21 protein-coding genes are annotated in these 26,679 nt (G+C 57.0%); 17 read left to right on the top strand and 4 right to left on the bottom strand.

Annotation, left to right across the window (positions count from 1 at the left end):
- The first annotated feature begins 347 nt into the window (after positions 1-347).
- The 5 genes from LNA76_RS15550 to LNA76_RS15530 all read left to right on the top strand — a co-directional run bounded on the left by LNA76_RS15550 (position 348) and on the right by LNA76_RS15530 (position 6,867).
- Positions 348-1,607 (top strand): type II toxin-antitoxin system HipA family toxin, encoded by a 1,260-nt coding sequence (locus tag LNA76_RS15550; RefSeq protein ID WP_230019406.1) that lies wholly within the window; start codon positions 348-350, stop codon positions 1,605-1,607.
- Between the two features lie 134 nt (positions 1,608-1,741).
- The gene (locus LNA76_RS15545; RefSeq protein WP_230019405.1) at positions 1,742-3,661 is read left to right on the top strand and encodes a sigma-54-dependent Fis family transcriptional regulator; all 1,920 of its coding nucleotides are present in this window, start codon (positions 1,742-1,744) and stop codon (positions 3,659-3,661) included.
- A gap of 191 nt (positions 3,662-3,852) precedes the next feature.
- Positions 3,853-5,670, top strand: a complete 1,818-nt coding sequence (locus LNA76_RS15540; RefSeq protein ID WP_230019404.1) for an NAD(P)/FAD-dependent oxidoreductase — start codon at positions 3,853-3,855, stop codon at positions 5,668-5,670.
- Between the two features lie 601 nt (positions 5,671-6,271).
- Positions 6,272-6,616: a BON domain-containing protein gene (locus tag LNA76_RS15535; RefSeq protein WP_094198045.1), complete on the top strand. Its 345-nt coding sequence runs from the start codon at positions 6,272-6,274 to the stop codon at positions 6,614-6,616.
- Between the two features lie 53 nt (positions 6,617-6,669).
- Entirely contained in the window at positions 6,670-6,867 is a 198-nt protein-coding gene (locus LNA76_RS15530) for a CsbD family protein (protein ID WP_230019403.1), read from the top strand.
- Between the two features lie 142 nt (positions 6,868-7,009).
- Here the strand turns inward: LNA76_RS15530 and LNA76_RS15525 are convergent, their stop codons facing one another.
- Positions 7,010-7,915: a LysR family transcriptional regulator gene (locus LNA76_RS15525; RefSeq protein WP_094198043.1), complete on the bottom strand. Its 906-nt coding sequence runs from the start codon at positions 7,913-7,915 to the stop codon at positions 7,010-7,012.
- A gap of 108 nt (positions 7,916-8,023) precedes the next feature.
- On the opposite strand from LNA76_RS15525, the gene LNA76_RS15520 reads away from it, so the two are divergent.
- The 3 genes from LNA76_RS15520 (at position 8,024) to fabG (ending at position 10,625) form a co-directional block, all read left to right on the top strand.
- Positions 8,024-8,905, top strand: a complete 882-nt coding sequence (locus LNA76_RS15520) for a pirin family protein (RefSeq protein WP_230019402.1) — start codon at positions 8,024-8,026, stop codon at positions 8,903-8,905.
- Between the two features lie 153 nt (positions 8,906-9,058).
- Positions 9,059-9,685, top strand: a complete 627-nt coding sequence (gene ycaC, locus LNA76_RS15515) for an isochorismate family cysteine hydrolase YcaC (protein ID WP_121739868.1) — start codon at positions 9,059-9,061, stop codon at positions 9,683-9,685.
- Between the two features lie 199 nt (positions 9,686-9,884).
- A complete protein-coding gene (gene fabG / locus LNA76_RS15510) occupies positions 9,885-10,625 on the top strand; it encodes a 3-oxoacyl-ACP reductase FabG (protein ID WP_094198040.1) in 741 nt (246 codons plus the stop codon).
- Between the two features lie 314 nt (positions 10,626-10,939).
- Here fabG and LNA76_RS15505 read toward each other — a convergent pair whose 3' ends face one another.
- Entirely contained in the window at positions 10,940-11,884 is a 945-nt protein-coding gene (locus LNA76_RS15505; protein WP_094198039.1) for a LysR family transcriptional regulator, read from the bottom strand.
- Positions 11,885-11,990: 106 nt separating this feature from the next.
- Here LNA76_RS15505 and LNA76_RS15500 point away from each other — a divergent pair, with 106 nt between their 5' ends.
- The 6 genes from LNA76_RS15500 to LNA76_RS15475 all read left to right on the top strand — a co-directional run bounded on the left by LNA76_RS15500 (position 11,991) and on the right by LNA76_RS15475 (position 18,483).
- The gene (locus tag LNA76_RS15500) at positions 11,991-13,475 is read left to right on the top strand and encodes an N-acyl-D-amino-acid deacylase family protein (protein ID WP_230019401.1); all 1,485 of its coding nucleotides are present in this window, start codon (positions 11,991-11,993) and stop codon (positions 13,473-13,475) included.
- A gap of 121 nt (positions 13,476-13,596) precedes the next feature.
- The gene (locus LNA76_RS15495; RefSeq protein WP_094198037.1) at positions 13,597-15,009 is read left to right on the top strand and encodes a gluconate:proton symporter; all 1,413 of its coding nucleotides are present in this window, start codon (positions 13,597-13,599) and stop codon (positions 15,007-15,009) included.
- A gap of 19 nt (positions 15,010-15,028) precedes the next feature.
- Positions 15,029-15,874, top strand: a complete 846-nt coding sequence (locus LNA76_RS15490) for a serine hydrolase (RefSeq protein WP_094198036.1) — start codon at positions 15,029-15,031, stop codon at positions 15,872-15,874.
- A gap of 22 nt (positions 15,875-15,896) precedes the next feature.
- Positions 15,897-16,721: a carbon-nitrogen hydrolase family protein gene (locus LNA76_RS15485; RefSeq protein WP_125277164.1), complete on the top strand. Its 825-nt coding sequence runs from the start codon at positions 15,897-15,899 to the stop codon at positions 16,719-16,721.
- Between the two features lie 29 nt (positions 16,722-16,750).
- On the top strand, positions 16,751-17,554 hold the full coding sequence (hutG, locus tag LNA76_RS15480) for an N-formylglutamate deformylase (protein WP_108728380.1): 804 nt from the start codon (positions 16,751-16,753) through the stop codon (positions 17,552-17,554).
- Positions 17,555-17,634: 80 nt separating this feature from the next.
- Positions 17,635-18,483, top strand: coding sequence for a putative RNA methyltransferase (locus LNA76_RS15475; protein WP_230019400.1), 849 nt, complete (start codon positions 17,635-17,637; stop codon positions 18,481-18,483).
- 22 nt (positions 18,484-18,505) lie between these two features.
- Here LNA76_RS15475 and LNA76_RS15470 read toward each other — a convergent pair whose 3' ends face one another.
- Positions 18,506-20,095 (bottom strand): sensor domain-containing diguanylate cyclase, encoded by a 1,590-nt coding sequence (locus LNA76_RS15470; protein ID WP_230019399.1) that lies wholly within the window; start codon positions 20,093-20,095, stop codon positions 18,506-18,508.
- Positions 20,096-20,358: 263 nt separating this feature from the next.
- Here LNA76_RS15470 and acnA point away from each other — a divergent pair, with 263 nt between their 5' ends.
- Together acnA and LNA76_RS15460 are read left to right on the top strand one after the other, a co-directional pair.
- Positions 20,359-23,112, top strand: coding sequence for an aconitate hydratase AcnA (gene acnA / locus LNA76_RS15465; protein ID WP_230019398.1), 2,754 nt, complete (start codon positions 20,359-20,361; stop codon positions 23,110-23,112).
- 124 nt (positions 23,113-23,236) lie between these two features.
- The gene (locus LNA76_RS15460; protein ID WP_108728382.1) at positions 23,237-24,652 is read left to right on the top strand and encodes an MFS transporter; all 1,416 of its coding nucleotides are present in this window, start codon (positions 23,237-23,239) and stop codon (positions 24,650-24,652) included.
- Between the two features lie 2 nt (positions 24,653-24,654).
- Here LNA76_RS15460 and LNA76_RS15455 read toward each other — a convergent pair whose 3' ends face one another.
- Entirely contained in the window at positions 24,655-25,503 is an 849-nt protein-coding gene (locus tag LNA76_RS15455) for an aldo/keto reductase (protein ID WP_094198029.1), read from the bottom strand.
- 344 nt (positions 25,504-25,847) lie between these two features.
- On the opposite strand from LNA76_RS15455, the gene panB reads away from it, so the two are divergent.
- Positions 25,848-26,669: a 3-methyl-2-oxobutanoate hydroxymethyltransferase gene (panB, locus tag LNA76_RS15450; protein ID WP_094198028.1), complete on the top strand. Its 822-nt coding sequence runs from the start codon at positions 25,848-25,850 to the stop codon at positions 26,667-26,669.
- Positions 26,670-26,679: the final 10 nt, after the last annotated feature.

Here is a 26,679-nt window from a genome sequence, read left to right as displayed (position 1 = left end):
TATAAACGGTTATCTATGAACGATATTTGTTGTCTGTGCCATGCCCAAAAAACTTGCCCCTACCCCTTTTTACTTGCCAGCCGTCGAGTCACGGGCCCTGGTTTGGGGGCGCTGCATTCGTACTCAACGTGTTGCTCAGAAAATTACAGCTCGAGTCTTTAGTTCAAGAGTCGAGGTCTCGGAAAGTACATTACGCCGAATGGAGCGAGGCGATCCGGCTGTGACGATGGGGAGCTATTTGACTGCTCTGGCAGCACTCGGTCTGCTCGAATCCATCGTGCCAATGCCCGATGCTCATTGGAGTAGCGGCGATACGAAGGGGCGTGCAAGACTGGGCAGAGATGACGATGAGTATTTCTAAGCCCTTATACGTTTATTTGCAGCGGCCTGACACGGGTCAATGGGTGACCGTTGGCCGGTATATCCACGACTCGTCAGCCAAGCTTGGCCAGTTTATGTATGCGCCTAGTTATCAGGATGCGGGTCTACCATGGTCAATTGATCCGGTTAACTTACCGCTGAGCGGCTCTGTTCCAATTCAGGCGAGTCGCTATGGTGGCCTGCATGATGCGCTACGTGATGCTTGTCCCGACGCATGGGGCCGGTTACTCATTCAAAGGCAACACGGATTAAGTGATAGCTCTCCAAACCATGCTTATCTTCTGAAGGCTGGTAATGCCGAGCGTTGGGGAGCACTGGCGGTCGGCTCTTCGCCTAAGCCCTCGATCGCAGAATTGTCCGCCCCGCCCATCGCAGAAATTGAAAAGCTGAGCGCAGAGCTGCAAGCCATGCAACTGCGCCGCCCTCCGGTGGATCCGCATTTGCGTCGCCGGCTGATGGCCACACCCAGTATGGGTGGAGCAAGACCGAAAGCAACCGTTCGTGATGGTGATCAGTTCTGGCTTGTGAAGCCGATCCTGTCATCTGATACCGAGGATATTCCGCGTCTTGAACATGCAACTCAAGAGTGGGGCCGGGCAGTGGGCTTGAACTTTGCCCAAACCGCGTACACAGGTTTTGGTGAGGACTCCGCACTGAGTGTGATGCGCTCATTGAGGTTTGATCGCCAACATGGCCTTAGGGTCATGACATTGAGTGCGGCATCCTTGCTGCAGACGGAATATCCCGGTCATTCAGGCTCATCGGCCTGGAGTTATCCCAACTTGGCCAGAACGTTGACGATGATAGGCGCTCCTCAGGAGGACGCCATTGAATTGTTCTGTCGCATGATTTTCAATGCGGTTATTGGCAATGACGATGATCATCCCCGTAACCATGCAATCCATTATCTTCATGATCAGGGCCGATGGCGTTTGACGCCCGCTTTTGATGTCGTTCCTAATCCAGATTTCATCCCTCAGTATCTAGCGATGGAGTTGAGTCATGGAAGCCGCCAGATCAGCCGAGCCAATGCTTTACACGATGCCAAAGCCTTTGGCTTGTCAGGCGATGAAGAAGCGGCGGAGCTGCTTGACGGGCTGCTGGCCAGGATAGAAGGGCAATTTGATCAGGTGCGCCTCCTGCTTGGACCTCGTCTGGAATCGCTCTTGCAGGAGCGGTTGTCTGAAGGACTGCGGCGCATGCGTAGTTATCGTATTTCGACCTGATCAGATAGTCCGGGTGCTTGATGCTGCACCGCATCTCAAGGAAAACCTCCATGTACGGCAGCTAAGCATGGCGGCACACTGGAAGATAGGCCGCGCCCGCCCGGGGGTGGCCTGTTTTCGGGATGAGCGCAGATATGCAGTCTTCACATGTGGCACACGTCCAAGAGATCACGGCTGTTTGGCAGGGCAGCCTGTCCCGGCGCGATCAGGCCGTGGTCCATAGCTGGCGACGGTGCATCGAGCATCACAGGCTGGACCCGGCCCAGGCCTGCGAGGCCTATATCGTGCCGGACTCCCAGTTGCGCGAGCACCGTCAGCAGTCCGAAGCCCTGATCAATATTGCGCGCTCCGGGCTGGAGCGTCTTTATCAGCAGGTTTCCGGGCTGAATTACGTGTTGCTGCTGTCCGATAACAAGGGCGTCACAGTGGATTTTCTGGGGTCGGAAGGCCAGCGCGATGCCTTGCGGCATGCCGGTCTGTATATGGGCTCGGAATGGTCCGAAGAGCGCGCAGGGACGTGCGCGGTGGGCACTTGCTTACATACGGGCGAGGCGCTGACCATTCATCAAAACGATCATTTCGATCATATGCATGCGCCCCTGTCCTGCACGGCGGCGCCTATCTATCATGACGACGGCAAACTGGCGGCGGTGCTGGATTTGTCCTTGTTGCAGTCTCCACAGGCCAAGGCCAGCCAGGGTTTGGCGCTGCACCTTGCCAACGCGGCGACCCGCCGTATTGAACTGGCCAATTTGATGGCCTGCCATCGGCAGGAATGGATTTTATGTTTGTCGCAGTCGCCAGAGTTTTTGGACATTGATCCGGAAGCGGCGATTGCGATTGATGGCTCTGGCCGTATCAAGGGCATGACCCATACGGGTGCCCGGATTCTGGCGCGGGCGGCGGGGGTGGACTGGCGCAATCCTGCGGGCTTGCTGGGGCAGAGCTTAGTGCGCTTTGTGCATCTGGAAGTGGATCAGTTACCGACCTTGATGCGCTATCGCCCTACGCAGGAACGGGTCATCATGGCGCGGGATGGCAGCGTGTTGTTTGCCCATGCCATTGAGCCTCGGCGTGTATTGAGCAATCGGTCTGTGGGGATGGATGGGGCGGCCGTGGATGCCGCTTTGCCAGAGGCTCTGCGCGGCTTGGCGGGCACGGATGCGGCCATGCAATCCATGCTGTTGAAAGCCGCGCGTTTGGCAACGCGGGAGATGCCGGTGCTGTTGCAGGGCGAGACGGGTTCGGGCAAAGAATATCTGGCGCGTGCGATTCACACGGCTAGCGGCCGTCGCGGGAATTTTGTGGCCGTCAATTGTGCAGCCTTGCCCGAGAGCCTGATTGAAAGCGAATTGTTTGGCTATCTGGCCGGCACGTATACCGGCGGCGCTGCACGAGGTCGCACGGGTTTGATTGAGGCGGCTGATGGCGGCACTCTCTTCCTGGACGAGATTGGCGATATGCCGCTGGCCCTGCAAAGTCGTTTGCTGCGCGTACTGGCCGAGTCCGAGGTAATGCCTTTGGGCGCACGCACAAGCAAGCGCGTGGACCTGCGCGTGATTTCAGCCAGCCACCATGATTTAAGTGCCCTGGTAGAGCAAGGCCGCTTCCGTGCGGATTTGCTGTATCGCCTGAATGCGGCCGTGCTGACCTTGCCTGCCTTGCGTCAGCGCAGTGATCTGGAATGGTTGGTGCAGCAGATATTGCATCGGCGTAATAAGGGCGATGTGCCCGGTTTGTCTCCCGAGGCCTGGCAAGCGCTGCAAGCTTACGAGTGGCCGGGTAATTTGCGCGAACTGGACAATGCCTTGGTGCTGGCACTGGCCTTGGCAGAAGGCTCCTGCATTGAGGTGGAGGATTTGCCAGAGGCTTTGCGAGAGCGGCGCCTTGCCACCTCTACAGGCAGCCCGACAACGGTGCACTCGACCGGGGAATCGTCCTGGCAGCAGGTCTTACAGGCCTGTAGTGGCAACGTCAGCGCAGCGGCTCGGCAGCTTGGAATCAGCCGGTCCACCTTGCATCGTTATATCAAACGGGCAGGTCTGACTCACTAAGACTCGACCTGAGACACAGGCTGCGACACCTGATGCACCACTTGTGCCACAACTGGCACAGTTTCATCGCCTTAAAACAAGCGACACTCCTTTAAAACAAGCCGTTCCCGATTTGGCACGACGTTTGCTATGAACTCCATAGCTGGACAGCAAAAGTCCGGCGCAACACTAAAACGATATGGAGACAAATCATGCAAACACAGCAGCAACTGCAGCCGTCTGCGCGACAGTTGGACACGGTTCTTGAACAGTTGACCCATGCGCTTGCCAGCAATGCACCAGACGATGCGGCAGCCCTGTTTGCCCAAGAATGTTTTTGGCGTGATCTGGTCATGTTCACCTGGAATATCCGAACCATGGAAGGGCGCGACCAGATCCGCGACATGCTGACGCAGCAGCAACAAGGCGCCATGTCAGCCCGGTTTGAGCGCGACAGTGCCGAGCCGGTCAGTGACGACGGCCAGGGTCTGGTGGAAGGCTGGTTCCGTGTGGAAACCGATGTGGCGCGTGGCTACGGCCATATTCGCGTCAAGAATGGCAAGATCTGGACCTTGCTGACCACCATGTCTGAACTGAAAGGTCACGAGGAGCCGCTGGGTGTGCGCCGTCCCATGGGGGCCGAGCATGGCATCCGGCGGGGTCGCCAGACCTGGCAGGAGCGCCGTCAGCAAGAGCAGGCGGATCTGGGCACCACGGAGCAGCCCTATGTGCTGGTGATCGGCGGCGGGCAGGGTGGTATTGCGCTAGGTGCGCGTCTGCGGCAATTGAATGTGCCTGCGCTCATCATTGATCAGCATGCTCGCCCCGGCGATAGCTGGCGCAAACGCTATAAGTCCTTGTGCCTGCACGACCCCGTCTGGTACGACCACCTGCCTTACATGCCTTTCCCCGACAACTGGCCTGTCTTTGCGCCCAAGGACAAGATTGGCGATTGGTTGGAAATGTACGTCAAGGTGATGGAGCTGAATTACTGGAGCAGCACCGTGTGCAAGAAGGTGCGCTACGACGAGTCTAGCCAGACCTGGGAAGTGGAGATCGAACGTGATGGCAAACCCATGACCCTGCGGCCCCAGCAGTTGGTCTTTGCCACGGGTATGTCCGGCAAGGCGAATGTGCCCAACATACAGGGGCAGGATGTGTTCAAGGGTGAGCAGCAACATTCCTCGCAGCACCCCGGGCCGGAAGCGTATGCGGGCAAGAAAGTAGTGGTGATCGGGGCCAATAACTCGGCGCACGATATTTGCGCGGCATTGTGGGAGGCGGGGGCGGACGTCACCATGGTGCAGCGTTCGTCCACCCACATTGTGCGATCCGACTCCCTGATGGAGATCGGTTTGGGCGATCTGTATTCCGAACGGGCACTGGCATCGGGAGTCACCACGCGCAAGGCAGACTTGCTCTTTGCCTCCCTGCCGTACCGCATCATGGCGGACTTCCAGATTCCTGTGTACGACAAGATCCGCGAGCGTGATGCACAGTTCTACCAGAAGTTGGAGGCGGCAGGCTTCATGCTGGATTGGGGCGACGATGGTTCCGGCTTATTCATGAAATATCTGCGTCGTGCTTCCGGCTATTACATCGACGTGGGTGCTTGCGAGCTGATTATCGATGGCAGTATCAAGCTGAAGTCGCGGACTGACATCAGTCATTTGACCGAGAACGCCGTGGTGTTGAGCGACGGTACGGAATTACCAGCGGACCTGGTGGTGTATGCCACGGGCTACGGTTCCATGAATGGCTGGGTGGCTGATTTGGCAGGCCAGGAAATGGCGGACCGGGTGGGCAAGTGCTGGGGTCTGGGTTCGGAAACCACCAAAGACCCCGGGCCGTGGGAAGGCGAGCAGCGCAATATGTGGAAGCCGACGCAGCAGCCAAATCTGTGGTTCCATGGCGGCAACTTGCACCAGTCGCGTCATTACTCCCAGTATCTGGCCTTGCAGCTTAAAGCGCGTCAGGCGGGCCTGCCGGTGCAGGTGTATGGAATGCAGGAGGTGCATCATCTGCGTTGATTGATATTTGCCTTGTTGTTCGAGGCGGGGCGTGTAGGTCTGCACCCTGTTCTGATTTCGGCCAGATTATCGACATGATGATCTGGCTCTTTTTTTTGCGTGTCTTAGGCGGGGTAGCCGTGTTTGCATCGCAAGCAAGGTTGCCAAGGCGGTGGTTTTGTTAGCCGCTCTGCTAAATCTTTTACCTTATGTATCTGGTCTGAGTGCCTCCTTCAGACAACAAAGCCTGGCTTAAGGGCTCTGTTCTTGCCCCGGCCCCTCCCTGTTTCAAGAGGCCATAGTGGCTTGGTTGAAAACGTGTGAACAGCAGTCGTGGAGCGTGTTAGGGCAGATTGAGTCGAGTCAGCATGATGATCTGAATCTGATGGCTAAAAACGGGTTGCTATAGCTTGGATGAATAGGGTTGAATTAAAAATAGATTAAATTTTTATAAGGAAAATGCTTGTAGCATTTCGTAGTTTGCGGGTGAGTTGGAAATGTTACGGTAGAACCATCCATTGCAAACAAGGAAATTTTTTTGATTGCATTGGACTCCTTTTAATAGCAGGGTTAAGGGAATTTTTAATTCTAAAAATACTCTTTCTGATATTGGAGAAAATCTATGAAAAAATCCGCCATCCTATCCAGTTTTTTAATGGCCTCGGCCCTGAGTCTTGGCCTGCAAGGCGGCGCAATGGCTAATGAGCCTGCCGTTAATCAGGACCATTCCGCAACGGCGGGCGAAGCCGTCAGCGATACCTGGATCACCACCAAAATCAAGGCTGACCTGGCCAGCACCAAGGATTTGAAAAGCACGGATATCTCTGTTGAGACCAATAATGGTGTTGCAACATTGACCGGTACCGTGCCCAGCGAAATTGAGCACAAGAAAGCCGTTGCTGCAACGGAGAGTGTAAAAGGCGTTGTGAAAGTCGATTCGTCGGGATTGAAAGTCAAGCCGGAATAATTATTTCGCCATCAATCCTTATTGTGAATTCCTTTTGAAATAGGAGAACGACTATGAATGAAGATACGATTAAAGGTAAATGGAAACAGTTGTCCGGTAAGATTCAGGAAAAATGGGGCAAGTTGACCAATGACGATATTGATGTTGCTGAAGGCAATACCGAATATCTGGTTGGGAAAATTCAGGAACGCTATGGCATTGCGCGTGAAGAAGCTGAAAAGCAAGTCCGCGACTTCAATGGCGGCGTCTGATCCTCAGGCTTGATTGCCTGGCATACAAAACGCCCTGCATAAGCAGGGCGTTTTTGTGTGTGCGGCAGAACTGGGCGGTGCCATGGTGGGGGCATTCAGGAATGCTTACCCCTCTTGTTCCCAACTGGTTCGTGCAGTCCAGTCAGTCCTCATCCATCTGCTGATAGCGCTCGACTAGGTAATCCAGCAGCGCCCGCACGGCAGGCATTTGCCCGCGACGGGATGAGAACACCGCATGAATGATCTCGCGTCGGGGAGCCCATTCCGAAATCAGTTTCACCAACGAGCCGTCGGCCAATTGATCACAAACTACCAGGGTTGGCAGTTGAACTACACCGACGCCTTTCAAGGCGGCACAGCGCAGGGCTGTCATGTCGGTGGTGATCAGGCGAGGGCTGTGATGCAGCACAGCCTGTGCCCCGTCGGGGCCGAACAAGGTCCAGGTATGGTTTTGCTGCGGCAGACCCAAGGCCAGGCTGGGATAGTCCGCTAGATCGGCCGGCGAACCGGGCAAGCCGTGTCGGGCGATCAGCTCCGGACTGGCGACCAAACATTGGCTACGGTCGGACAGCGCACGCATGACCAGATCGCTGTCTTGTAATGGAGGGGGGCGGACGCGAATGGCAATATCCAGCGCTTCCCCGATCAGGTCGACACGCCGGTTGGTCGCATCCAATTGGACGGTGACATGCGGGTAGCTGACCATGAAGTCGGCCAACATATTACTGACATGAGCGTTCAGCAAGGTGATCGGGCAACTGATGCGCACCACACCACGTGGTTCGGCACGTGTCAGTTCGATGGCTGCCTGTGCCGCCTCAGCCTCCACCAGCATGGCCTTGCAGTGTTCGTAATAGGTCTGGCCGATCTCGGTCACGGTAAAGCGGCGGGTGGAGCGCTGAATCAGCCGTACCCCCAAGCGCTCTTCCAAAGCCGCCAGCCTGCGGCTAAGGGTGGATTTGGGCAAACCTAGTGCGCGACCGGCCGGGGCAAAGCCCCCGTGATCCACAATCTGAACGTAGAAGTACAAGTCGTTTAAATCTTGCATGGCAGTTTTATCGTTCCATAAATGGAACATAGATGGCCGATTTAGGGGGCTACTGGCTTCGTTGTCCCGAGTTTATGCTGTCTCTTATGTTGAAACAAGGAGATGGACATGAAGAAAATTCTTGGTATCTATAGCGCTCCCCGTCCTCACTGGGTGGGCGACGGCTTCCCCGTTCGCTCCCTGTTTTCGTACCACACACACGCAAAACAGTTGAGCCCTTTCCTGCTGCTGGACTATGCCGGCCCTGCCGAGTTTGCCCCTAGCAATCACAAACGCGGCGTTGGCCAGCACCCACACCGTGGTTTTGAAACCGTCACCATCGTCTACAAGGGCGAGGTGTCGCACCACGACTCCACCGGCCAGGGCGGCACCATTGGCCCCGGCGATGTGCAGTGGATGACGGCTGGCTCGGGCATTTTGCACGAGGAGTACCACTCCGACGCCTTTGCCCGCTCGGGTGGCACCTTGGAAATGGTGCAGCTGTGGGTCAACCTGCCTGCCAAAGATAAGGGCGCTCCCGCTGGCTATCAGGCCATTACCGACCAGCAGATTCCTGTGCTCGCATTGCCTGATGCCGCCGGCATAGTGCGGGTGATTGCTGGAGAAAAGGACGGTGCCGCAGGCCCTGCCAAGACCTTCACTCCCATGAATGTATGGGATCTGCGTCTGAATCAGGGTGGAGTTGCCGAGCTGGAAAGTCCAGAAGGCTGGACGGCTGCCTTGGTGGTTCTGCATGGCACGGTGCTGGTCAATGGCCAAAGCGTGGCACGTGAAGGGCAACTGGTGGTGCTGGATCGGGCAGGTAGCCAGTTCAGCATCGAAGCCAACAACGACGCCGTCGTCTTGATGATCAGTGGTCAGCCTATTGATGAGCCCATTGTGGGGCATGGTCCTTTTGTCATGAATAGCAAGCAGGAAATCTTGCAGGCGATGGATGACTTCAATAGCGGTCGCTTCGGTGCGATGGCACCCACTACGGCGGCCTCGTAAGGCAAGTGGGTGAGGGCGGCCTGGTCCGCCTTCACCGCCCATGCTGGCCGGTTTCACCGATTTGATTTGCAGCGCGATTACCCCAAGCGCTGTGGCAGTACCGGGTGCAGTTTTTGCATCCACCCCTTTCAATCACCGTTAAGGAAAACTGAGATGACGACGCCTTACAAACGACTGGATAAAGATCAAGCCGCTGTCCTACTGGTAGACCACCAAACCGGGCTGCTGTCTCTGGTGCGTGATATTGATCCCGACAAGTTCAAGAACAATGTGCTGGCGCTGGCTGATCTGGCCAAGTACTTCAACTTGCCCACCATCTTGACCACCAGCTTTGAAGAAGGCCCGAACGGTCCTTTGGTCCCCGAGCTGAAAGAAGCCTTTCCTGATGCGCCGTATATTGCCCGGCCTGGGCAGATCAATGCTTGGGATAACGCAGATTTCGTGAAAGCGATCAAGGCTACTGGCAAGAAGCAACTGATTATTGCCGGTGTGGTCACCGAGGTGTGCGTGGCGTTCCCGGCCTTATCGGCTCTGGAGGAAGGCTTTGATGTGTTTGTGGTCACCGATGCGTCGGGCACCTTTAACGAGCTGACGCGCCATTCCGCCTGGGATCGCATGTCTGCCGCCGGTGCTCAGTTGATGACCTGGTTCGGCGTGGCGTGCGAACTGCACCGCGACTGGCGTAACGACGTGGAAGGTCTGGGCGCCTTGTTCTCCAACCATATCCCCGACTACCGCAATTTGATCAACAGCCACACCAAGTTTACGTCCGGCCAGTAAGCGTCGGCGTGCAGTGTGGTTCATTTTGGGGCCATTGCCTTTGGGACAAAATTTGCTCACTTTGACTGGCGATCTGGAAGTGATCGGAGTACAAAACAGTGTGCTGGTGTGAACGAGTTTGCAGGCAATGGTCTGTTTGGGTGCTGTAAAAACCTGTGTTTGCATGACAGCGTGGAGCGATTTTTAAAAGGTAGCTGGAATGCGATTGAAAGATAAAGTGGCGGTTGTGACTGGGTCGGCAGCAGGTATTGGTTTGGCAACAGCCAGAAAGTTTGCCCAGGAAGGAGCGGTTGTGGTGTTGTGCGATCGTAATGCGGATGCCGTCAGTCAAGCAGCGCAGTCTTTAAGTGGCAATGGCGTTACTGCTGTGGGCTATACCGTGGACGTGACAGACCGTGCGCAGATTGATGCCATGGTGGCGGATGTGAAGCAAAAGTTTGGCCGCATTGATGTGTTGGTGAACAATGCCGGGATCACCAAAGATGCCAAGTTGGTACGCATGACCGAGCAGCAGTTTGACGATGTCATTGATGTCAACCTGAAAGCGGTTTTCAACTTCACCCAGGCGGTAGCGGCAGTGATGCTGGAGCAGGAAAGCGGTTGCATTCTGAACGCTTCCAGCGTGGTGGGTTTGTACGGCAATTATGGCCAAACCAATTACGCAGCCAGCAAGTTCGGGGTGATTGGCTTTACCAAAACCTGGGCCAGGGAATTGGGCCCCAAAGGGATACGCGTCAATGCCGTCTGTCCCGGTTTTATCGAGACAGACATTCTGAAAACCATCCCGGAAAAAGTGCTGCAAGGCTTTCGTGACCATTGTTGGCTGCGTCGCATGGGCAAACCCGAGGAAATCGCCAATGTGTATGCATTTTTGGCCTCGGATGAAGCCAGTTTCATCAATGGCACCACGCTGGAAGTGTCGGGTGGTTTGACGGTTTAATGCCGTGTAGATAAAGACTGAATCGCTGGTGGTTTCTATTTAGTAGTGATGGATACTGGCAGCAAGAAAAAACGGGTCTGAGCGTTTTGCTCAGGCCCGTTTTTAATGTGCTGGTATATAGGTGGAGAGTTAAAGGAGAGGAGGCGGGCAGGGGAGAGGCCATGATTTCAGAGGTCGACGGCCAGATAGGACGAAAAGAGCACGCCGCGCCGACAGGCCTTACCAAAAAGGGCACCGAACGGAGTCCTGGTATGACGGCATTCTGATCAGGCCAGGCGTGGGGCGATTCTATGTCCGGCTTCGCGGTGCGTCTCTCACAGAGCACGGCACCCAGGCGGTAAAGGAGCTTTTTTCACGTAGGCTCGTACTTCCTCTACCAGGGCAGCAGCAGCGGGGGTCAGATCATGTTCCAGGTGGAACATCAAACAGAGAGTACGGACCAGTGTAGGTGCCTGCAGCAAGGAAAAGCTCAGGCCGGGCATCAAGACTCGTTGTGCGGCCAAGGCTGGCAGCAGGGCAATGGCCAGACCACTTTGCACCAGTGCCGCTTGAGAGGTGGTACTGGAGGCCTCGTAAAACGGGGCTGACGCTTCTATAGGCAGATCGGGCCGTGATTGTAGCACCGCCATGATGCCTGTCTCGTCTACGACGCCCACCAGCTTGCGCTCATTCAGGGCAGACCAACTGACCGTGTTATTGGCGTCTGGTTTGATTAGCTTGTCGTCGCTGCGATAGAGCACGCCAAACTGGTCTTCCAGCAAGGGCTGACTGTCCAGTCCTTGGACATCTGCCCAGGGGCTGGTCAGACCAAAGTCGATTTCCCCGGCCACGATCTGACGCTGAATGCGGCCTGAGTTGTCATCCCGTAAGTACAGCCGCACGGCGGGGTGCTGTTGCGAGAAATTCGCGGCAGCCGGTGCTATCAGATCCGTAATGGCCGATGGGGCGGCAGCCACGCTGACCCGCCCACTTTTCAATTCCCCATACCGCATGACATCGCTGATGGCGCCATCAAAATCCGCCAGCAGGCGGGTGATGCGCGGCAGGAACTCCAGACCAATAGGCGTCAGGGATACGCGGCGGCTGGTGCGGTTGAACAAGGTGGTATTCAGGGCAACTTCCAGTTGCTGAATCAGGCCCGTGACCGAGGATTGCGTTTGAAAAAGACGACGCGCGGCATGGGTGAAACTGGCCTCCTGAGCGACGGCAACAAAGGCATTCAGGTGCTTGAGCGTGATGTGCTTGGGAAGTCTGTCCATTTCATTTTCTGATTAATCAATTAACTTAAACAATTTTTCATATTAATAATACCTTTGGATAATGCGGTCAACTCCCCTTTTTGTGGGAGGGTAAGTGGAGACGTAAATGCAGACAGACGACCGCAGCTTGGACGTCAAGATCAGCAATGGCTGGATTATTGATGGCTTGGCCACCCCGCGTTGGCGTGGTGATGTGGGTATTCGAGAGGGGCGTATTGTCGCGGTTGGCGACTTGAGTGCCTGGCACGCCGAGCAATCGGTGGACGCCAGCGGCCATGTGGTGGCTCCTGGTTTTATCGATACTCACGGCCATGATGATTTGATGTTCATCGAACGGCCCGTTCTGGACTGGAAAACCAGCCAGGGCATTACGACGGTTGTGGTCGGCAATTGTGGTGTCAGCGCCTTCCCCGCTCCTTTGCCGGGCAACTCGGCAGCGGCTTTGGCCTTGCTAGGCGATTCGCCCTTGTTTGACGACATGGTGCAGTACGTGCAAGCGGTGCGCCATCTCAAGCCCATGATCAACGTGGCAGCGTTGGTCGGGCACGCGAATTTGCGCATGGCCGTGATGCAGGACCCCTTGTCCCAGCCTGACGCCGACGAGCAAAAGGCCATGGAAGCCTTGTTGGCCCAGGCCTTGGAAGAAGGCGCCGTGGGCTTTAGTACCGGCCTGGCTTACGAGCCCGGCTGCATGGCCGAACCGGCCGAACTGGAAGGCTTGGCCCGTGTTGCCGCTTCCAAAGGTTCCCTGCACACCAGCCATATTCGCAATGAGGGCGACACGGTGCAGGAGTCCGTCGAAGAAGTGCTGGCGGTAGGCCGTCAGACGCAGTGTGCCACCTTGGTGTCGCACCACAAGTGCATGATGCCGGCCAATTGGGGCCGCAGCAGCCATACCTTGGCCAATATTGATCGGGCCCGCGCCGATGGCGTGCAGGCCACCCTGGATATTTATCCCTATTCGGGCAGCTCCACGATCCTGATCCCTGAGCGTGCCCACACCATAAACCAGATTCGTATTACCTGGTCCGAGCCTCACCCCGAGTGCAATGGCCTGTATCTGGCCGAGATTGCCGAGCAGTGGGGCTGTGACGGGGAAACGGCCGCACGGCGTTTACTGCCTGCTGGCGCGATTTACTTTGCGATGGACGACAAAGAAGTCCAGCGCATTTTCAGCCACCCATGTTGCATGGTGGGCTCGGACGGATTGCCTGCGGATGCGCATCCCCACCCTCGTTTGTGGGGCAGTTTCACGCGCATTTTAGGGCGGTACGTACGCGAAGATGGCCTGATGTCCCTGGAGCAGGCGGTCGCCAAAATGACGGCCATGCCTGCCTCGGTTTTCGGGCTGGAAAACCGCGGCGTGTTGCAAGTCGGCGCCTGGGCGGATCTGGTGGTGTTTAATCCCGAAACGGTGCAAGATTGCGCCACCTGGGAGCAGCCCACCTTACCGTCTCAAGGTGTGCAGACCGTGTTTGTGAATGGCGTGCAGGTTCATCCTGCCGCCCCGGAGCAGCGGCCCGGACAGGTGCTTAACCGCGCCTTTGCCGCTCAGGCGCAAAGCCTGGATGCGCCGATTATCCCGCTATAAGCGGCGCATTGGACAAGAAAGCAGTCGCCAGGATCTGGGGTAGTCAACCAGAGCGGTGCGATTGCATCACATGCAGGCCGGTTATTGAACACTGGTCAGGAAGGATCGTTAAGGAGACGACATGAGTGTCATTCAGCAACAAATGCCAACGGGCAAGCGCAATGCAGCCATGGTGGTGTTTTTAATTGGCATGGCGATTGCCTTGTACACCCACTTTTACATGCCGGGTGAAAGCTCCCTATGGGGCTTGACGCCGGTGGTGGTGTTTGCGCTTATCGCCCTGTTGGGTGTGGATATTGTTCTGGCCACGATTGGTGCGATTGTATTGGGCGCCATCATGACCAGTACTACGCCGATTGCCATGGGTAAACTGCTGGCCGAGTCCCTGGGCTCGTTCATTGCGGTGGTGGGTTTGATTATTGTGCTGGGCGCCGGGGTGGGTGAAGTGGCCGCCCGTACCGGTGCTGCCGAGCAATTGGTACGAGCGATTGTCAAGCGTATTGGCTTGTCCAATCCGGTGCGTGTGCGTCTGGGCATCATGGTGGCGTCCACCCTGATCTGTGGCGCTCTGGGTACCTTGGCGGGCGGTAACGCCATTATTGCGGCGGTGGTGATCCCGATTGCTGCTGCCGTGCGTCTGTCTCCCCCCGCTGTGGCGGCCCTGTTCCAAAGCGCCGGTTCCGCCGGTCTGGTGCTGGGTCCATTCACCCCTAACGTGGTGACGGTAACGGGTCTGACGGGTTTGAGCTACACCGACTACCTGCTGGTGGCCGGTCTGCCTATGGCGGCTGCCACCTTGCTGACGGGCTGGTTCATGTCCGGTCGCATTCAGAAGATCACCAAAGACCAGTTTCAGTACGAAGAGGCCGCTCAAGGTGCGGCTGCGTTTGACGTGAATGCCAAGGCTTCACCCAAGGCGGTGCGTGCTGCCTGGGCGTTTTGCATCACCATTGTGGGTCTGGCTGCTGTGGGTATCGCCTCTAAAGCTGGCTTTGCTTACGCCATTATTGTGATGGTGTCCCTGGGGGCAGCGACAGGTCTGGCCGGTGGCATGAACCCACGCGAAATCCTGCAGGCCATGTATGCCGGTGCGGGTAAGCTGATCTGGATCTTCTTCCTGTTCTGGCTGTTCAACCCGGTGCTGGTACTGGTGGACCAACTGAACGCCTATCACGCCTTGCTCGATTCGGTGCAGCCGTACCTGATCGGTATCAGTGGCGCGGTGCTGTGCATGCTGATCGTGGCCTTTAACGTGGTGGGCCATATCCCGGGTGCTGCTGTGGCGCAGATGACCTTTACCGCCAAGATTTTTGGCCCGGTTCTGGCTGCTGCTGGGGTGGGTCCTGCTGCAACCGCTGCCGTCATTTTGGGCAGTTCGCAGATTGATTGGTTTGGTCCTTTCCCTTCTTCAGATATGTTCGGCCAGATGGGCCTGGCACGCTCCACTCAACTTAAGTACATGCTGTATAACGGCTGGGCGGTCATGATCATCAATCTGTTGATGTTCGCTGGCCTGTTCATGATTCTGGTCTGAGTACTGAAGGAGAGAGTGTATGTTTACCGTGGGAAGCGAGTTGTTGGATGCGCCGCTGGTTCGTGAGCGCTTGCAAGAGCGACTGGAGCCTTTGCTGACCCAGGAGTCCGCCCGTATTTCGATGGCGGTCTACGCTACCGATGGCACTTCCCTGTTTGACTGGCATGCGCAGCGCGTCATGCCGTCGGCCAGCCTGATCAAGACGCCCATGCTCTTGTGTTTGCTGGAGCAGGTGGCCCAGGGCAAGCTGTCGCTGGAGTCGGTTTACCCTCTGCCCGAGGGCGACCGCACACCCGGCACCGGCATTTTGAGTCAGTTGCCCGGCGTACCCAGCCTGAGCCTGCGCGAGCTGGCCTTGCTGATGATTATCCTGAGCGATAACGTCGCCACCAATGCCCTGATCGATTTGCTGGGCATGGATAACATCAATGCCTGGAGCGCCCAGGCTGGTTTGCAGCATACGGACTTGCAGCGTCACATGATGGACATGAAGGCGCGCGAGGCCGGCAAGGACAACTGGACCACGGCCCAGGATGCTTGCTCGGCCTTGCTGTACCTGTTGCATTCGCCTGCTTTGCCGGAAAACCTGCGTCAGCAGGGGCTGGATATGCTGGCGGACCAGCGCGAACGCGGTCACTTTGCGGCAATGCTGCCTTCTATCGCTCAACTGGCTCACAAGACCGGCTCCTTGCCCGGTTTGCGTCACGATGCCGGTATCTTGACGATGGGCGAACGCAGTGTGGTGCTGGCCGTGATGGCCGATGGCTTTACCGATGGCCGCACCAGCACCTCTTTATACGGTGGCCAGGGGGCGGGTGTCTTGTCCCGCCTGGCCTTGGAAACGGCCCGCGCCTTGCAGTACTGAGCCGGTCCGAAAGGATAAAAGTATGTCTACGACACGTGTTGCCCTGGTGCAATTGGATAGCGGCCGCGACCGCCAAACCAATTTGGATCAGCTAGAACATTGGGTGCTGGCCGCCGCCAAAGACGGGGCACAGTTGATTGTGACTCCCGAGTACAGCGATGTGCGTGGTGATACGCAATGGTTGCAGCAAAACGCCACACCCATTCCGGGTCTGGTGACCGATCACATGGCCAACCTGGCGCGCCGCACCGGTGCCTGGATTCATCTGGGTTCCATGCACGAGCGCCGTCCTGATGATCATCGCCTGGGCAATACCAGCGTGACGTTTTCGCCAGACGGTGAAATCGTGGCGCAATACCGCAAGGTGCACTTGTACGACGCCGTGGTAAATGGTCTGGAATATCGTGAGTCCGACGATTTCTGCCATGGTCAGCATTTGCAAAATGTGCAGGTTGGGGAGCTGAATCTGGGCCTGAGCATTTGCTACGACATGCGCTTTGCCGAGCTGTTCCGTACCTTGCGTGCCCGTGGCGCGAATGTGCTGGTGGTGCCGGCAGCCTTTAATGTGCATACTGGCCGTGATCACTGGGAGGTCCTGTTGCGTGCCCGTGCCATTGAGAATCAGTGCTACGTACTGGCCGCCGCGCAGATCGGTGGCCCTGGCCCCGCTATGCCTTGTCTGGGCCGCAGCATGATTATTGACCCTTGGGGTACGGTATTGGCCTGCATGCCCGATCACCCTGGCTATATCTGTGCCGATCTGGATCCCGCGCGCGTGCAGCGCATGCGAGAGTCGCTCCCGGCCTGGCTGCACCGCCGGGGTGATCTGTATCCTATTTCTTCTTGATTGTGTGCTGAAACAGACTGGAGTCTGCCATGACCGTTCCTGCGGCCTTTGAGTTTTATCCGGGCACTGCCCCCTTGTTGATTTCCATGCCCCATTCGGGCACCTATGTGCCATCGGCCTTGTTGGCGCGTTTTACGGAGTCAGCGCGTCAGGTGCCGGATACGGATTGGCATATTCCCCGTCTATACGAGTGCGCTCAGCAATTGGGCGCGTCTGTGCTGGTGGCGACGTACTCGCGTTTTGTTGTCGATCAGAACCGCCCGCCGGACAATGCCAGCCTGTACCCAGGGCAAAGTGTGACCGGTCTCTGTCCTTTGGATACCTTTGACGATGAGCCTATCTACCAGCCTGGACAAGAGCCGGACGAACGTGAGATTGCCCAGCGCCGCGAGAGCATCTGGCTGCCGTATCATCAGAAGCTGGAAGAAGAGCTGATGCGTCTTCTGACCTTGCACGGTCGTGTAGTCCTGTGGGATGCGCACTCGATTCGTTCGGTGGTTCCGCGCTTTTTTGAAGGCCGTCTGCCGGATCTGAATTTCGGGACGGCCAATGGTCAGAGCTGTGATCCTGCCTTGAGCGATCGCCTGATGAAAACGGCCTTGGCCAACAAAGACTACAGTAGTGTGCTGAATGGTCGTTTCAAAGGTGGCTACATTACCCGCCATTACGGACGTCCTCAGCAGAACATTCATGCTGTGCAGTTGGAGATGGCACAGTGCTGCTATATGCAAGAGCAGTGGCCCTTTGATTACAACGAAGCGGCTGCCCACAACATTCAGCCCTTGATCGAGGCCTTGTTGCGCGATGCGCTGGCCTTTGCGTCCGAGTCGTAACTTTGTCGTGACCCCCGGTACAGGCAAGCCGGGGCGCTACACTATCGCCTTGGCCACGGTGGCCGTAGAGCGATTCATTCATGTCTGACTTTTCCCCACCCCTATTTGAGCAACTGTGCTGTCCCTTGGACGGCTTGCCGCTCTTGTTCGAGGCTCCCAGCTGGCGCTGCCCTTCGGGCCATTGTTTCGATACGGCCAGCCAGGGCTATATCAATCTGCTTCCTGTACAAAACAAGCGCTCACGTGATCCAGGAGATAGCAAGGAGATGGTGGCGGCGCGTCGCCGTTATCTGGAGTCGGGGGTATACGAACCTATTGCCGCAGGTGTGTGGCGTGCTTTGATGGATGGATTGGAAGGGGAGGCGCCCTACGCTTGTCTGGATGCAGGCTGTGGGGAAGGCTATTATCCGCGTTATTTGCGTCAGCAGGATCAACAGGGGCAACTGGCCCTGATCGGTCTGGATATTTCCAAATGGGCTGTCATGGCAGCAGCACGCAGCTCACCAGACATACGTTGGCTGGTAGGGAGCAACGCACATTTGCCCGTGCCTGACGGTGCCTTGGATGCCGTGCTGTGCCTGTTTGGTTTTGCCGTTCCCGATGAGTTTTTACGGGCGCTGAAACCCGGCGGCATTTGGGTGCAGGTGGAGACAGGTGCAGACCATTTGTTGGAGCTGCGCCGTATCATTTACAGCAGTCTGAAGGTCGACAAGAGCCAAGAGCAAACCGTGGCAGCCGGCTTTTGCTTGGAGCACAGCGAGCGTATCCGTTTTGAGGTATCGCTACATACGCAGGAACAAATTGCAGATTTGTTGTTGATGACCCCTCATATGTTTCGTGCCAGTATGCCGGGTCTGGAGCGAGTGCGTCAGTTGACGCGCCTTGACCTGCAGGTAGATGTGCAGATCAAGGTGCTGCGTCGTCTTTAAGTTGGCCCAGCCCTCCTCTTGTTCAGAGGGGAGGGGGCATTTCTCTCACCTGATCGTTCTGAGAGCTGATTTCAACACGGTTGCGGCCATTGCGTTTGGCTGTGTAGAGCGCCTCGTCGGCCAATTTCAAGACAGTGCTGTGTTCACGAGCATGGATGGGCCAATTTGCCACTCCGATGGAGATGGTAATGGGCGAGCCTGTGGGGCTGTTGGTTTTACTGATCAATATGCGCAGACGCTCGGCTAGCTGTACGGCTTGGTCGATATCCTGCTCAGGCAGGAAGATGCTGAATTCTTCTCCCCCGACGCGGCAAACCAGGTCCGTGTCACGGGTGCAGGCTCGCATGGTGTTGGCCAAAAAGCACAGCACTAGGTCGCCCACGTCGTGGCCGTAGGTATCGTTGACACGTTTAAAGTGGTCGATATCGACCGCCAGAACGGAAAAGGGGGTGTCTGTGTCTCTCCACTGCTGGAGCATGGCATTCATGCCACGACGATTGGTCAGGCTGGTGAGTGGGTCAGTATTGCGCTCGATATCCATGACGCCCATCTTGCGATTGACGCGTTTCAGGCCCAGCAGCATGGCTAGTTTGATCTGGCGGGACTCAAAGTACCAGGCATGAACCTGGCTGATGCGGGAGCCGGCCAAGTCTGTGTCCAAGTGGGGAGCCTGGCGGGCCAACTGGCGCAAAGGCTTGGCAATAAGCATGGCCAGCATCCAGATAAGGATCTGGACAGCGACAAAAAATGGGATGGAGTTGCGCAACACTTTACCCAGCAGGCCGCTAAGTTCTTTCAAAACGGTGTCGGTGGGGCTTTGTACGACCAGGCCCCATTGCACATCCTTGCTGGGGGCAAAGCCGGTCAGCATGTCTGTGCCTTGAGAGTTCTCCAAGGCCAAGGCGTCAATCCTGCCTTGGTTGACGGCATCAATGGCAGGGTTGTCGCTGATAATCTCGCCGATGCGACTTGTATCCTGGTGATAAATCAGACGTTTGTTTTTGTCGACGACATAGATGTAGGAGCCGTCGCGATGAAAGTGCTCGCCTAGCAGCGCATTCAGGCTATTGGGTTCATGCAGATAGATGGAGCCACCTACCAGGCCCTGATAGTTACCATCAACGTCAAGAATGGGGTACGACAGAAAGATCAGCAGCCGGTCAGTGGCCGACATGTACGGGGAACTGACCAGGGGGATTTTGCTGTTCAGAGCATGTCGGGTGCCCTCGCCCTGCAATACGGTTCCCAGCAGGCCGAGGTTGTACGGGGCATTGGCCAGGACCTGGCCTTTGGCATCCAGAATCAGCACCGAGTTGAAGCTATTGTTTTGCTCGTGCAGGCGGTTGACCTCCGCATTGAGCTGCTGCTCAGTTTTTGGGGCGGGGCCCGAGAGCAGATTGGCGCTGTAACGAAGTTGCTGCTGCAAATTGGCAATAAAGGCATCTGTGCTGCTTGCCAGTTTCAGCGCATAGGCCCGGTTCTTTTCCAGGGCCTGGTCCATTAACAGGGTACGTTCTGCCCAGTAGGCTCCATATAAGGTGTAACCCATGGTCAGCAGGCTGCTGGCAGTAGCCAGCAGCAAAATCAGCCGGCGCAGATCGACAAAAAACATGAGGATGGGCGAGTGCTAGGATGAAAAAGGGCTGGAAGGAGCTGGAGAAGGCAAGAACTGCCCCAATTCATTATACGTAAAGAATTTTTTTAGGGTCGTTTAAATGCGGCTGGAGACCACGGCAAGGACAGTCCGCCCGGCAGGGGGCAACAGCAACGTGTAAGATGTGAAATGGTCTAGACCAATAGACAATTACCACATGAGTATCGCTGGCTGGGTAAATTGAATGGTATCGGCCGGCACCTTTCCATGGAGATCCCGATATGAAAAGCGTAGATAGTTTTAAGGCTTTGCACCAGTTGGATGTCGGCGGGCAGTCCTACGACTACTATCGGTTGGATGCGGTTCGTGGAGATGGCCTGGATGTTGCCAGCCTGCCGTATGGTTTGAAGATCCTGCTGGAAAACTTGCTGCGCACCGAGGATGGCGCCGATGTGACCGCGGATGATATTCGCGCCCTGGCCGCCTGGGATCCTGCTGCCGAGCCCGATCGTGAAATCGCCTTTACCCCCGCACGTGTTGTGCTGCAGGACTTTACCGGTGTGCCAGCCGTTGTGGACTTGGCCGCCATGCGTGAAGCCATGCAGGCGCTGGGTGGCGACCCGCAAAAAATTAACCCCCTGGCACCGGTAGAGCTGGTTATTGACCACTCGGTGATCGTGGACGATTTTGGCAAACCCAGTTCCTTTGAGCGCAACGTACAGATCGAGTACGAGCGCAACATGGAGCGTTACCAGTTTCTGCGCTGGGGCCAAAGTGCATTCGATAACTTCAAGGTCGTGCCACCGGGCACGGGTATTGTTCACCAGGTGAACCTGGAGCACTTGGCCCGCGTGGTCTTTACGCGCGACGAACAAGGCCGTCAACTGGCCTATCCCGATACCTGTGTGGGTACGGACTCGCACACGCCTATGGTGAACGGTCTGGGCGTGGTGGCCTGGGGCGTAGGCGGTATCGAGGCCGAAGCCGCTATGCTGGGCCAGCCCATTTCCATGCTGATTCCCCGTGTTGTGGGTTTCAAGCTGACAGGTCAAATGCCTGAAGGCACTACGGCGACAGACTTGGTGCTGACGATTACCGATATGCTGCGCAAGCACGGTGTCGTGGGCAAGTTTGTGGAGTTCTATGGCCCTGGCGTCAGCGCTGTGCCTTTGGCCAACCGTGCCACGATCGGCAATATGAGCCCCGAATACGGCTCCACCATTTCCATGTTCCCGATTGACGAGGAAACCCTGCGCTACATGGAGCTGACGGGTCGCTCCAAAGAGCAGATCGACCTGGTGCGCGAGTATGCCCAGGCCCAGGGTCTGTGGCATGACCCGCAGCACGAGCCTCGCTACTCCGAGCGCCTGGAGCTGGATTTGTCCACGGTCGTCCCCTCGATTGCCGGCCCCAAGCGCCCGCAAGACCGCATTGCCCTGTCCTCGTCCCAATCCGCATTCCGTACCTCGGTACGTGATCTGCTGGGCGACGATGTAGCGACCTATGACGAGGCCGTGGAAGAGAGTTTCCCTGCGTCGGACGTGCCTTCGCACAAGCCACCCGCACCTCGTAAAGCGGCGGTGACGTTCACGTTGGCCGACGGTAGCCAGTGCGAGCTGGATCACGGCTCGGTGGTGATTGCCGCCATTACCTCGTGTACCAATACCTCCAACCCAAGTGTGATGATGGCCGCGGGTCTGCTGGCCAAGAAAGCGGTGGAAAAAGGCTTGAGCCGCAAGCCTTGGGTGAAAACCAGTCTGGCCCCAGGCTCGCGCGTGGTTACCGACTATTACGACCGTGCCGGCCTGACCTCCTATCTGGACAAGCTGGGTTTTGACCTGGTGGGTTACGGCTGCACCACGTGTATCGGTAACTCCGGCCCACTGATTCCAGAAGTCAGCCAGGCGATTAATCAAAACGATCTGGCTGTGGTGTCCACCTTGTCGGGTAACCGTAACTTCGAGGGCCGTATTCACCCCGAAGTGAAAATGAACTACTTGATGTCGCCACCGCTGGTGGTGGCCTACGCTTTGGCGGGCACGATGGATATCGACCTGTACAAGGAGCCTTTGGGGCAGGGTAGCGATGGCAAGGATGTGTATCTGAAAGACATCTGGCCCTCTGCTGCTGAAGTGCAGGACGTGATCAGCAAGGCGATTGCCTCGGATATGTACCGCGATGGCTATGCCGATGTGTTTGCCGGTGATGAGCGTTGGCGCTCTCTGCCTACACCCGAAGGGGATCGTTTCGAATGGCAGGATTCCTCTACCTACGTGCGCAAACCCCCATATTTCATTGACCTGAGGCGTGACCCCAGCCCTGTCTCGGATATTCGTGGCGCACGCGTGCTGGCCAAGCTGGGTGACTCGGTGACGACCGACCACATCAGTCCGGCTGGGTCGATTGCACGCATGTCGCCAGCGGCCACCTATTTGATGGATCACGGCGTACAGCCGCAGGACTTCAACTCGTACGGCTCGCGTCGCGGTAACCATGAAGTCATGATTCGCGGCACCTTTGCCAACGTGCGCTTGCGTAACCAACTGGCTCCGGGTACGGAAGGGGGCTACACACGCGACTTCACACAAGACGGCGCGCCCGTGGCAACGATTTACGATGCCTCGCGCAATTACTTGAGTGCCGATGTCCCGCTGGTCATTTTGGCGGGCAAGGAATACGGTTCGGGTTCTTCGCGTGACTGGGCGGCCAAAGGCACGGTGCTGCTCGGTGTACGGGCAGTCATTGCCGAGTCTTACGAGCGTATTCACCGCAGCAATTTGCTGGGCATGGGCGTGATGCCTTTGCAGTTCCCGGCTGGGCAAAACGCGCAAACCCTGGGTCTGACGGGCGATGAAGTCTTCGACATCGAAGGCATTACCGCCTTGAATCAGGACAAGATCCCCGAGAAGGTCAAAGTGCGTGCTGGCAATATTGAGTTCGAGGCCCTGGTCCGAATTGATACGCCTAGCGAAGCGCATTATTACCGTCATGGCGGTATCATGCAGTACGTGTTGCGGGGCTTGTTGAAAGCGTAAGCTCGGCAGCAGGCCACGGCGTGATTTGACACGCCAGCAGGTGCGCCAGTGGTGTCATGCCTCTGGCGCATTTGTGTGTTTAGGGGCCGGCTTTTTTGCCGGCCTTTTGTGTGGATAAAGAAAAATGGCGAATACCCAAGAAGCATCTTGGTCTGAGTTGTTGTCTGGCCGTAATGGCTTGCGCTCGCTGGCCTTGGCCGGAGGCGTGGCTGTTCACGCGATCAATGTGTACGTGGCGACCACGATTTTGCCTTCCGTGGTGGAAGATATAGGCGGGTTGGAGTACTACGCGTGGAATACCACGCTCTTTGTGGTGGCATCGATTCTGGGCTCGGCCCTGTCACCCCAAGTCCTGGAAAAATGGGGCCTGCGACACAGCTTTCTGGTGTCGCTGCTGTTCTTTGCGATTGGCACGACCTTGTGCGCGGCGGCGCCTTCCATGCCTTTCCTGCTTGTTGCCCGCACGATTCAAGGGTTGGGGGGGGGCTTGCTATTGGGTCTGAGCTACTCCTCGATCCGGTTGGTGTTTGAAGAGCGGCTTTGGCCGCGCGTGATGGCCCTGGTGTCCAGCATGTGGGGCGTGGCGACCTTGTCGGGACCGGCGATTGGCGGGGTGTTTGCCCAGATGGGCCAATGGCGTCTGGCCTTCTGGAGTGTCCTGCCGTGTGCCGCTTTGCTGGCGATTCTGGTCTGGACCCAGTTGCGTGATGCGCGTGCCCCTGAAACGCGTCAATCCGGTTCGACCTTGGGCAAGGTCTTGTTGCTGACCGCCTCGGTACTGGTCATGTCGGCAGGTAGCCTGTCCACGTCGTGGATGATTAATCTGGCCGGTGTCGTGGGTGGCGCGATGCTGGTGTATCTGATGGCGCGTGCCGACAGCAAGTCCACCAGCCGCCTGTTTCCGCAGGGCACCTATTCCATCAACACCGCCTTGGGTAGTTTGTACGCTGGTATTGGCTTGGTCAGTGTGGCGGTGGCAACGGAAATCTTCATTCCCTACTTCCTGCAGATCATCCATCACATGAGCCCGCTGAAAGCCGGCTACCTGACTGCCTTGATGTCCGGTGGCTGGACCTTGGGTTCGATTGCCAGTTCCAGCCGTGGGCTGAAAACCGGGGACAGATTGATTATTGCCGGGCCTGTGCTCTCGGGCTTGTCGCTGGCTGCCCTGGGCGTGTTTATCCCGTGGGAGGGTTTGAGCGAAGGCAGGGATTATTCCTGGGCCTTGTACCTGTCCTTACTGGGCGTTGGAATAGGGATTGGTCTGGCCTGGCCGCACCTGCTGACACGGGTCTTTCATTCCGCGCCCAAGGGCCAGGAGAATATTGCCTCGGCTGCCATTACGACCTTGCAGCTGTTTACGATGGCCCTGGGGGCTGCATTGGCCGGGATCATCACCACGGCCTCGGGCTTTGCAGACCCCGGTGGGGTGCAGGGCGCGCGCCAGTCAGCGCAGGCTCTGCTGTGGCTGTTTGCTCTGGCGCCTCTTCTTGCCGCCTTCCTGTCCGGGCCTGCAAGACGGGTGCGCCCCAAGGCTTAGCCTTAGACGGTGCTTTTGGGCAAGCGGAACAATTCTGGATCCGGGCCAAGACGACCTTCGGCCTGGTCCAGACCGGCAATGTCTGCCATGTCCTGCTCGCTGAGCTCGAAGCTGAAAATGTCCATATTGTCACGCTGGCGTTCGGGGGAGGTGGACTTGGTAATCACCATATTGCCCAGTTGAATCTGCCAGCGCAGCATGACTTGCGCCACAGAGCGGCCATGTTCCTTGGCAATCTTGTTCAGTACCGGATTGTCCCACAGCGTACCCAGTCCCAGTGGGCTCCAGGCTTGCGTCTGGATAGCGTGGTCTTCATGGTAGTGGCGAGACTCTGCCTGCTGAAAGCCGGGGTGCAGCTCAATCTGATTAAGCACAGGCAACACGCCGGTCTTGTCCAGCAAGGTTTGCAAATGCTGGGGCAGGAAGTTGCACACACCAATGGATTTGACGCGGCCTTCATTGCGCAGATTGATCAGTGTTTCCCAGGTCTGGATGTACTGGCGGTTCTTGGGCACAGGCCAGTGAATCAGGTACAGATCCACATATTCGAGCTGCAGTTTGTCCATGCTTTCTTCAAAGCCTGCACGGGTGTTGTCGTGGCCATGCATGTCATTCCACAGCTTGGTGGTCACAAACAGCTCCTCGCGTGGCACCTTGGACTGACGAATCCCTTGACCGACTTCGGCCTCGTTGCCGTAGATGGCAGCAGTGTCGATCAGGCGGTAGCCTACCTCGATGCCACTGCACACCACATCGGCCGTTTGCTCGGCAGGCACCTGCCAGACACCCAGGCCCAGTTGTGGCGCGCGGTTATCGTCGTGGAAGGTGATTGTTGGGGGGGTAGTCGACATAAGTCTCTCCTCGGTAGAGTGCACGGCAAAACAGCCAGGGTCTGGCTGATGAAACCACCGCGCATGGGGAACGATCGGGGCCTAGGGCCTGTTAACGCAATCTCCTTACATCGTGTTAACAGGTCCTAGAGTACAGGCGGTGTCAAGGCAAAAGTCCTTAAAGGGACCTGAATCCACACGGGATGGACACGTGAAGCTTGTACGTAGGCAGGAAATTGGCTTATTGTTTTTTGTCCTGCGGCGATTATAGAGGCGTCGACTGGATTTTTTATTAAGATGTTGCAATCTGCATCATTCATAATCCCATATAAGCGTTGTCCTATGGGGTTCCAGCTGGAGTAAGTATGAGCGTACATACCACGCAGGTTCGCATTAGCGTTCCCGCTCTGACCGCCTATAAGGGCAAACAAAAAATTGCGTCGTTAACAGCCTATATCGCGCCTATCGCACGAATGCTGGACGAGCACATGGATATGATCCTGGTGGGCGATTCGACCGCGATGGTAGGGTATGCCATGCCTGACACCCTGAGCATTACGGTGGATATGTTGGCTGCCCATGCTGCGGCCGTGGTGCGTGCTACTAAGCACGCTTGTATTGTCGTGGATATGCCCTTTGGCAGCTATCAGGAATCACCCCAGCAGGCATTTGCCAACGCATCGCGTATGCTCGCGGCCAGTGGTGCCCAGGCAGTGAAGATGGAAGGCGGTCAAGCCATGGCTGAAACGACCCGCTTTCTGGTCGAGCGCGGCGTGCCTGTGTTGGCCCACGTGGGTTTGATGCCTCAGTACGTCAACACCATGGGTGGCTACAAGGCTCAAGGCATGACCGATGCTGCCGCCCAGCGCGTGTTGGACGATGCCGTCGCACATGCCCAGGCCGGTGCCTGGGGTGTGGTGTTGGAAGGGGTGGCGGAAAGTGTGGGCCGCCGGATTACCGAAACCATCGCCATTCCTACGATCGGTATCGGTGCATCGCCTGCGTGTGATGGCCAGGTGTTGGTAACTGAAGATATCCTGGGCCTGACAAACGGCAAGATTCCCAAATTTGCCAAACCTTACGCGGATGTGGGTGCCTTGATCTCGCAAGCGGCAGCGCAGTACGCGGCGGAGGTGCGTGATGGTTCTTTCCCCACGTTGGAGCAGTGTTTCGGCGTGAAACGCTAGTCCGGCTAAC

Origin of the sequence: Alcaligenes sp. MMA, assembly GCF_020907215.1 — a bacterium.
In the GTDB taxonomy this organism is placed as follows: domain Bacteria; phylum Pseudomonadota; class Gammaproteobacteria; order Burkholderiales; family Burkholderiaceae_B; genus Alcaligenes; species Alcaligenes aquatilis.
The sequence above is the reverse complement of the archived record's forward strand: the minus strand, read 5'-3'. Positions and strand labels throughout refer to the sequence as shown.

Coding starts and splice junctions, on each gene's coding strand:
- LNA76_RS15550 (WP_230019406.1), top strand. CDS start 348: ATGAGTATTTCTAAGCCCTTATACGTTTATTTGCAGCGGCCTGACACG.
- LNA76_RS15545 (WP_230019405.1), top strand. CDS start 1,742: ATGCAGTCTTCACATGTGGCACACGTCCAAGAGATCACGGCTGTTTGG.
- LNA76_RS15540 (WP_230019404.1), top strand. CDS start 3,853: ATGCAAACACAGCAGCAACTGCAGCCGTCTGCGCGACAGTTGGACACG.
- LNA76_RS15535 (WP_094198045.1), top strand. CDS start 6,272: ATGAAAAAATCCGCCATCCTATCCAGTTTTTTAATGGCCTCGGCCCTG.
- LNA76_RS15530 (WP_230019403.1), top strand. CDS start 6,670: ATGAATGAAGATACGATTAAAGGTAAATGGAAACAGTTGTCCGGTAAG.
- LNA76_RS15525 (WP_094198043.1), bottom strand. CDS start 7,915: ATGCAAGATTTAAACGACTTGTACTTCTACGTTCAGATTGTGGATCAC.
- LNA76_RS15520 (WP_230019402.1), top strand. CDS start 8,024: ATGAAGAAAATTCTTGGTATCTATAGCGCTCCCCGTCCTCACTGGGTG.
- ycaC (WP_121739868.1), top strand. CDS start 9,059: ATGACGACGCCTTACAAACGACTGGATAAAGATCAAGCCGCTGTCCTA.
- fabG (WP_094198040.1), top strand. CDS start 9,885: ATGCGATTGAAAGATAAAGTGGCGGTTGTGACTGGGTCGGCAGCAGGT.
- LNA76_RS15505 (WP_094198039.1), bottom strand. CDS start 11,884: ATGGACAGACTTCCCAAGCACATCACGCTCAAGCACCTGAATGCCTTT.
- LNA76_RS15500 (WP_230019401.1), top strand. CDS start 11,991: ATGCAGACAGACGACCGCAGCTTGGACGTCAAGATCAGCAATGGCTGG.
- LNA76_RS15495 (WP_094198037.1), top strand. CDS start 13,597: ATGAGTGTCATTCAGCAACAAATGCCAACGGGCAAGCGCAATGCAGCC.
- LNA76_RS15490 (WP_094198036.1), top strand. CDS start 15,029: ATGTTTACCGTGGGAAGCGAGTTGTTGGATGCGCCGCTGGTTCGTGAG.
- LNA76_RS15485 (WP_125277164.1), top strand. CDS start 15,897: ATGTCTACGACACGTGTTGCCCTGGTGCAATTGGATAGCGGCCGCGAC.
- hutG (WP_108728380.1), top strand. CDS start 16,751: ATGACCGTTCCTGCGGCCTTTGAGTTTTATCCGGGCACTGCCCCCTTG.
- LNA76_RS15475 (WP_230019400.1), top strand. CDS start 17,635: ATGTCTGACTTTTCCCCACCCCTATTTGAGCAACTGTGCTGTCCCTTG.
- LNA76_RS15470 (WP_230019399.1), bottom strand. CDS start 20,095: ATGTTTTTTGTCGATCTGCGCCGGCTGATTTTGCTGCTGGCTACTGCC.
- acnA (WP_230019398.1), top strand. CDS start 20,359: ATGAAAAGCGTAGATAGTTTTAAGGCTTTGCACCAGTTGGATGTCGGC.
- LNA76_RS15460 (WP_108728382.1), top strand. CDS start 23,237: ATGGCGAATACCCAAGAAGCATCTTGGTCTGAGTTGTTGTCTGGCCGT.
- LNA76_RS15455 (WP_094198029.1), bottom strand. CDS start 25,503: ATGTCGACTACCCCCCCAACAATCACCTTCCACGACGATAACCGCGCG.
- panB (WP_094198028.1), top strand. CDS start 25,848: ATGAGCGTACATACCACGCAGGTTCGCATTAGCGTTCCCGCTCTGACC.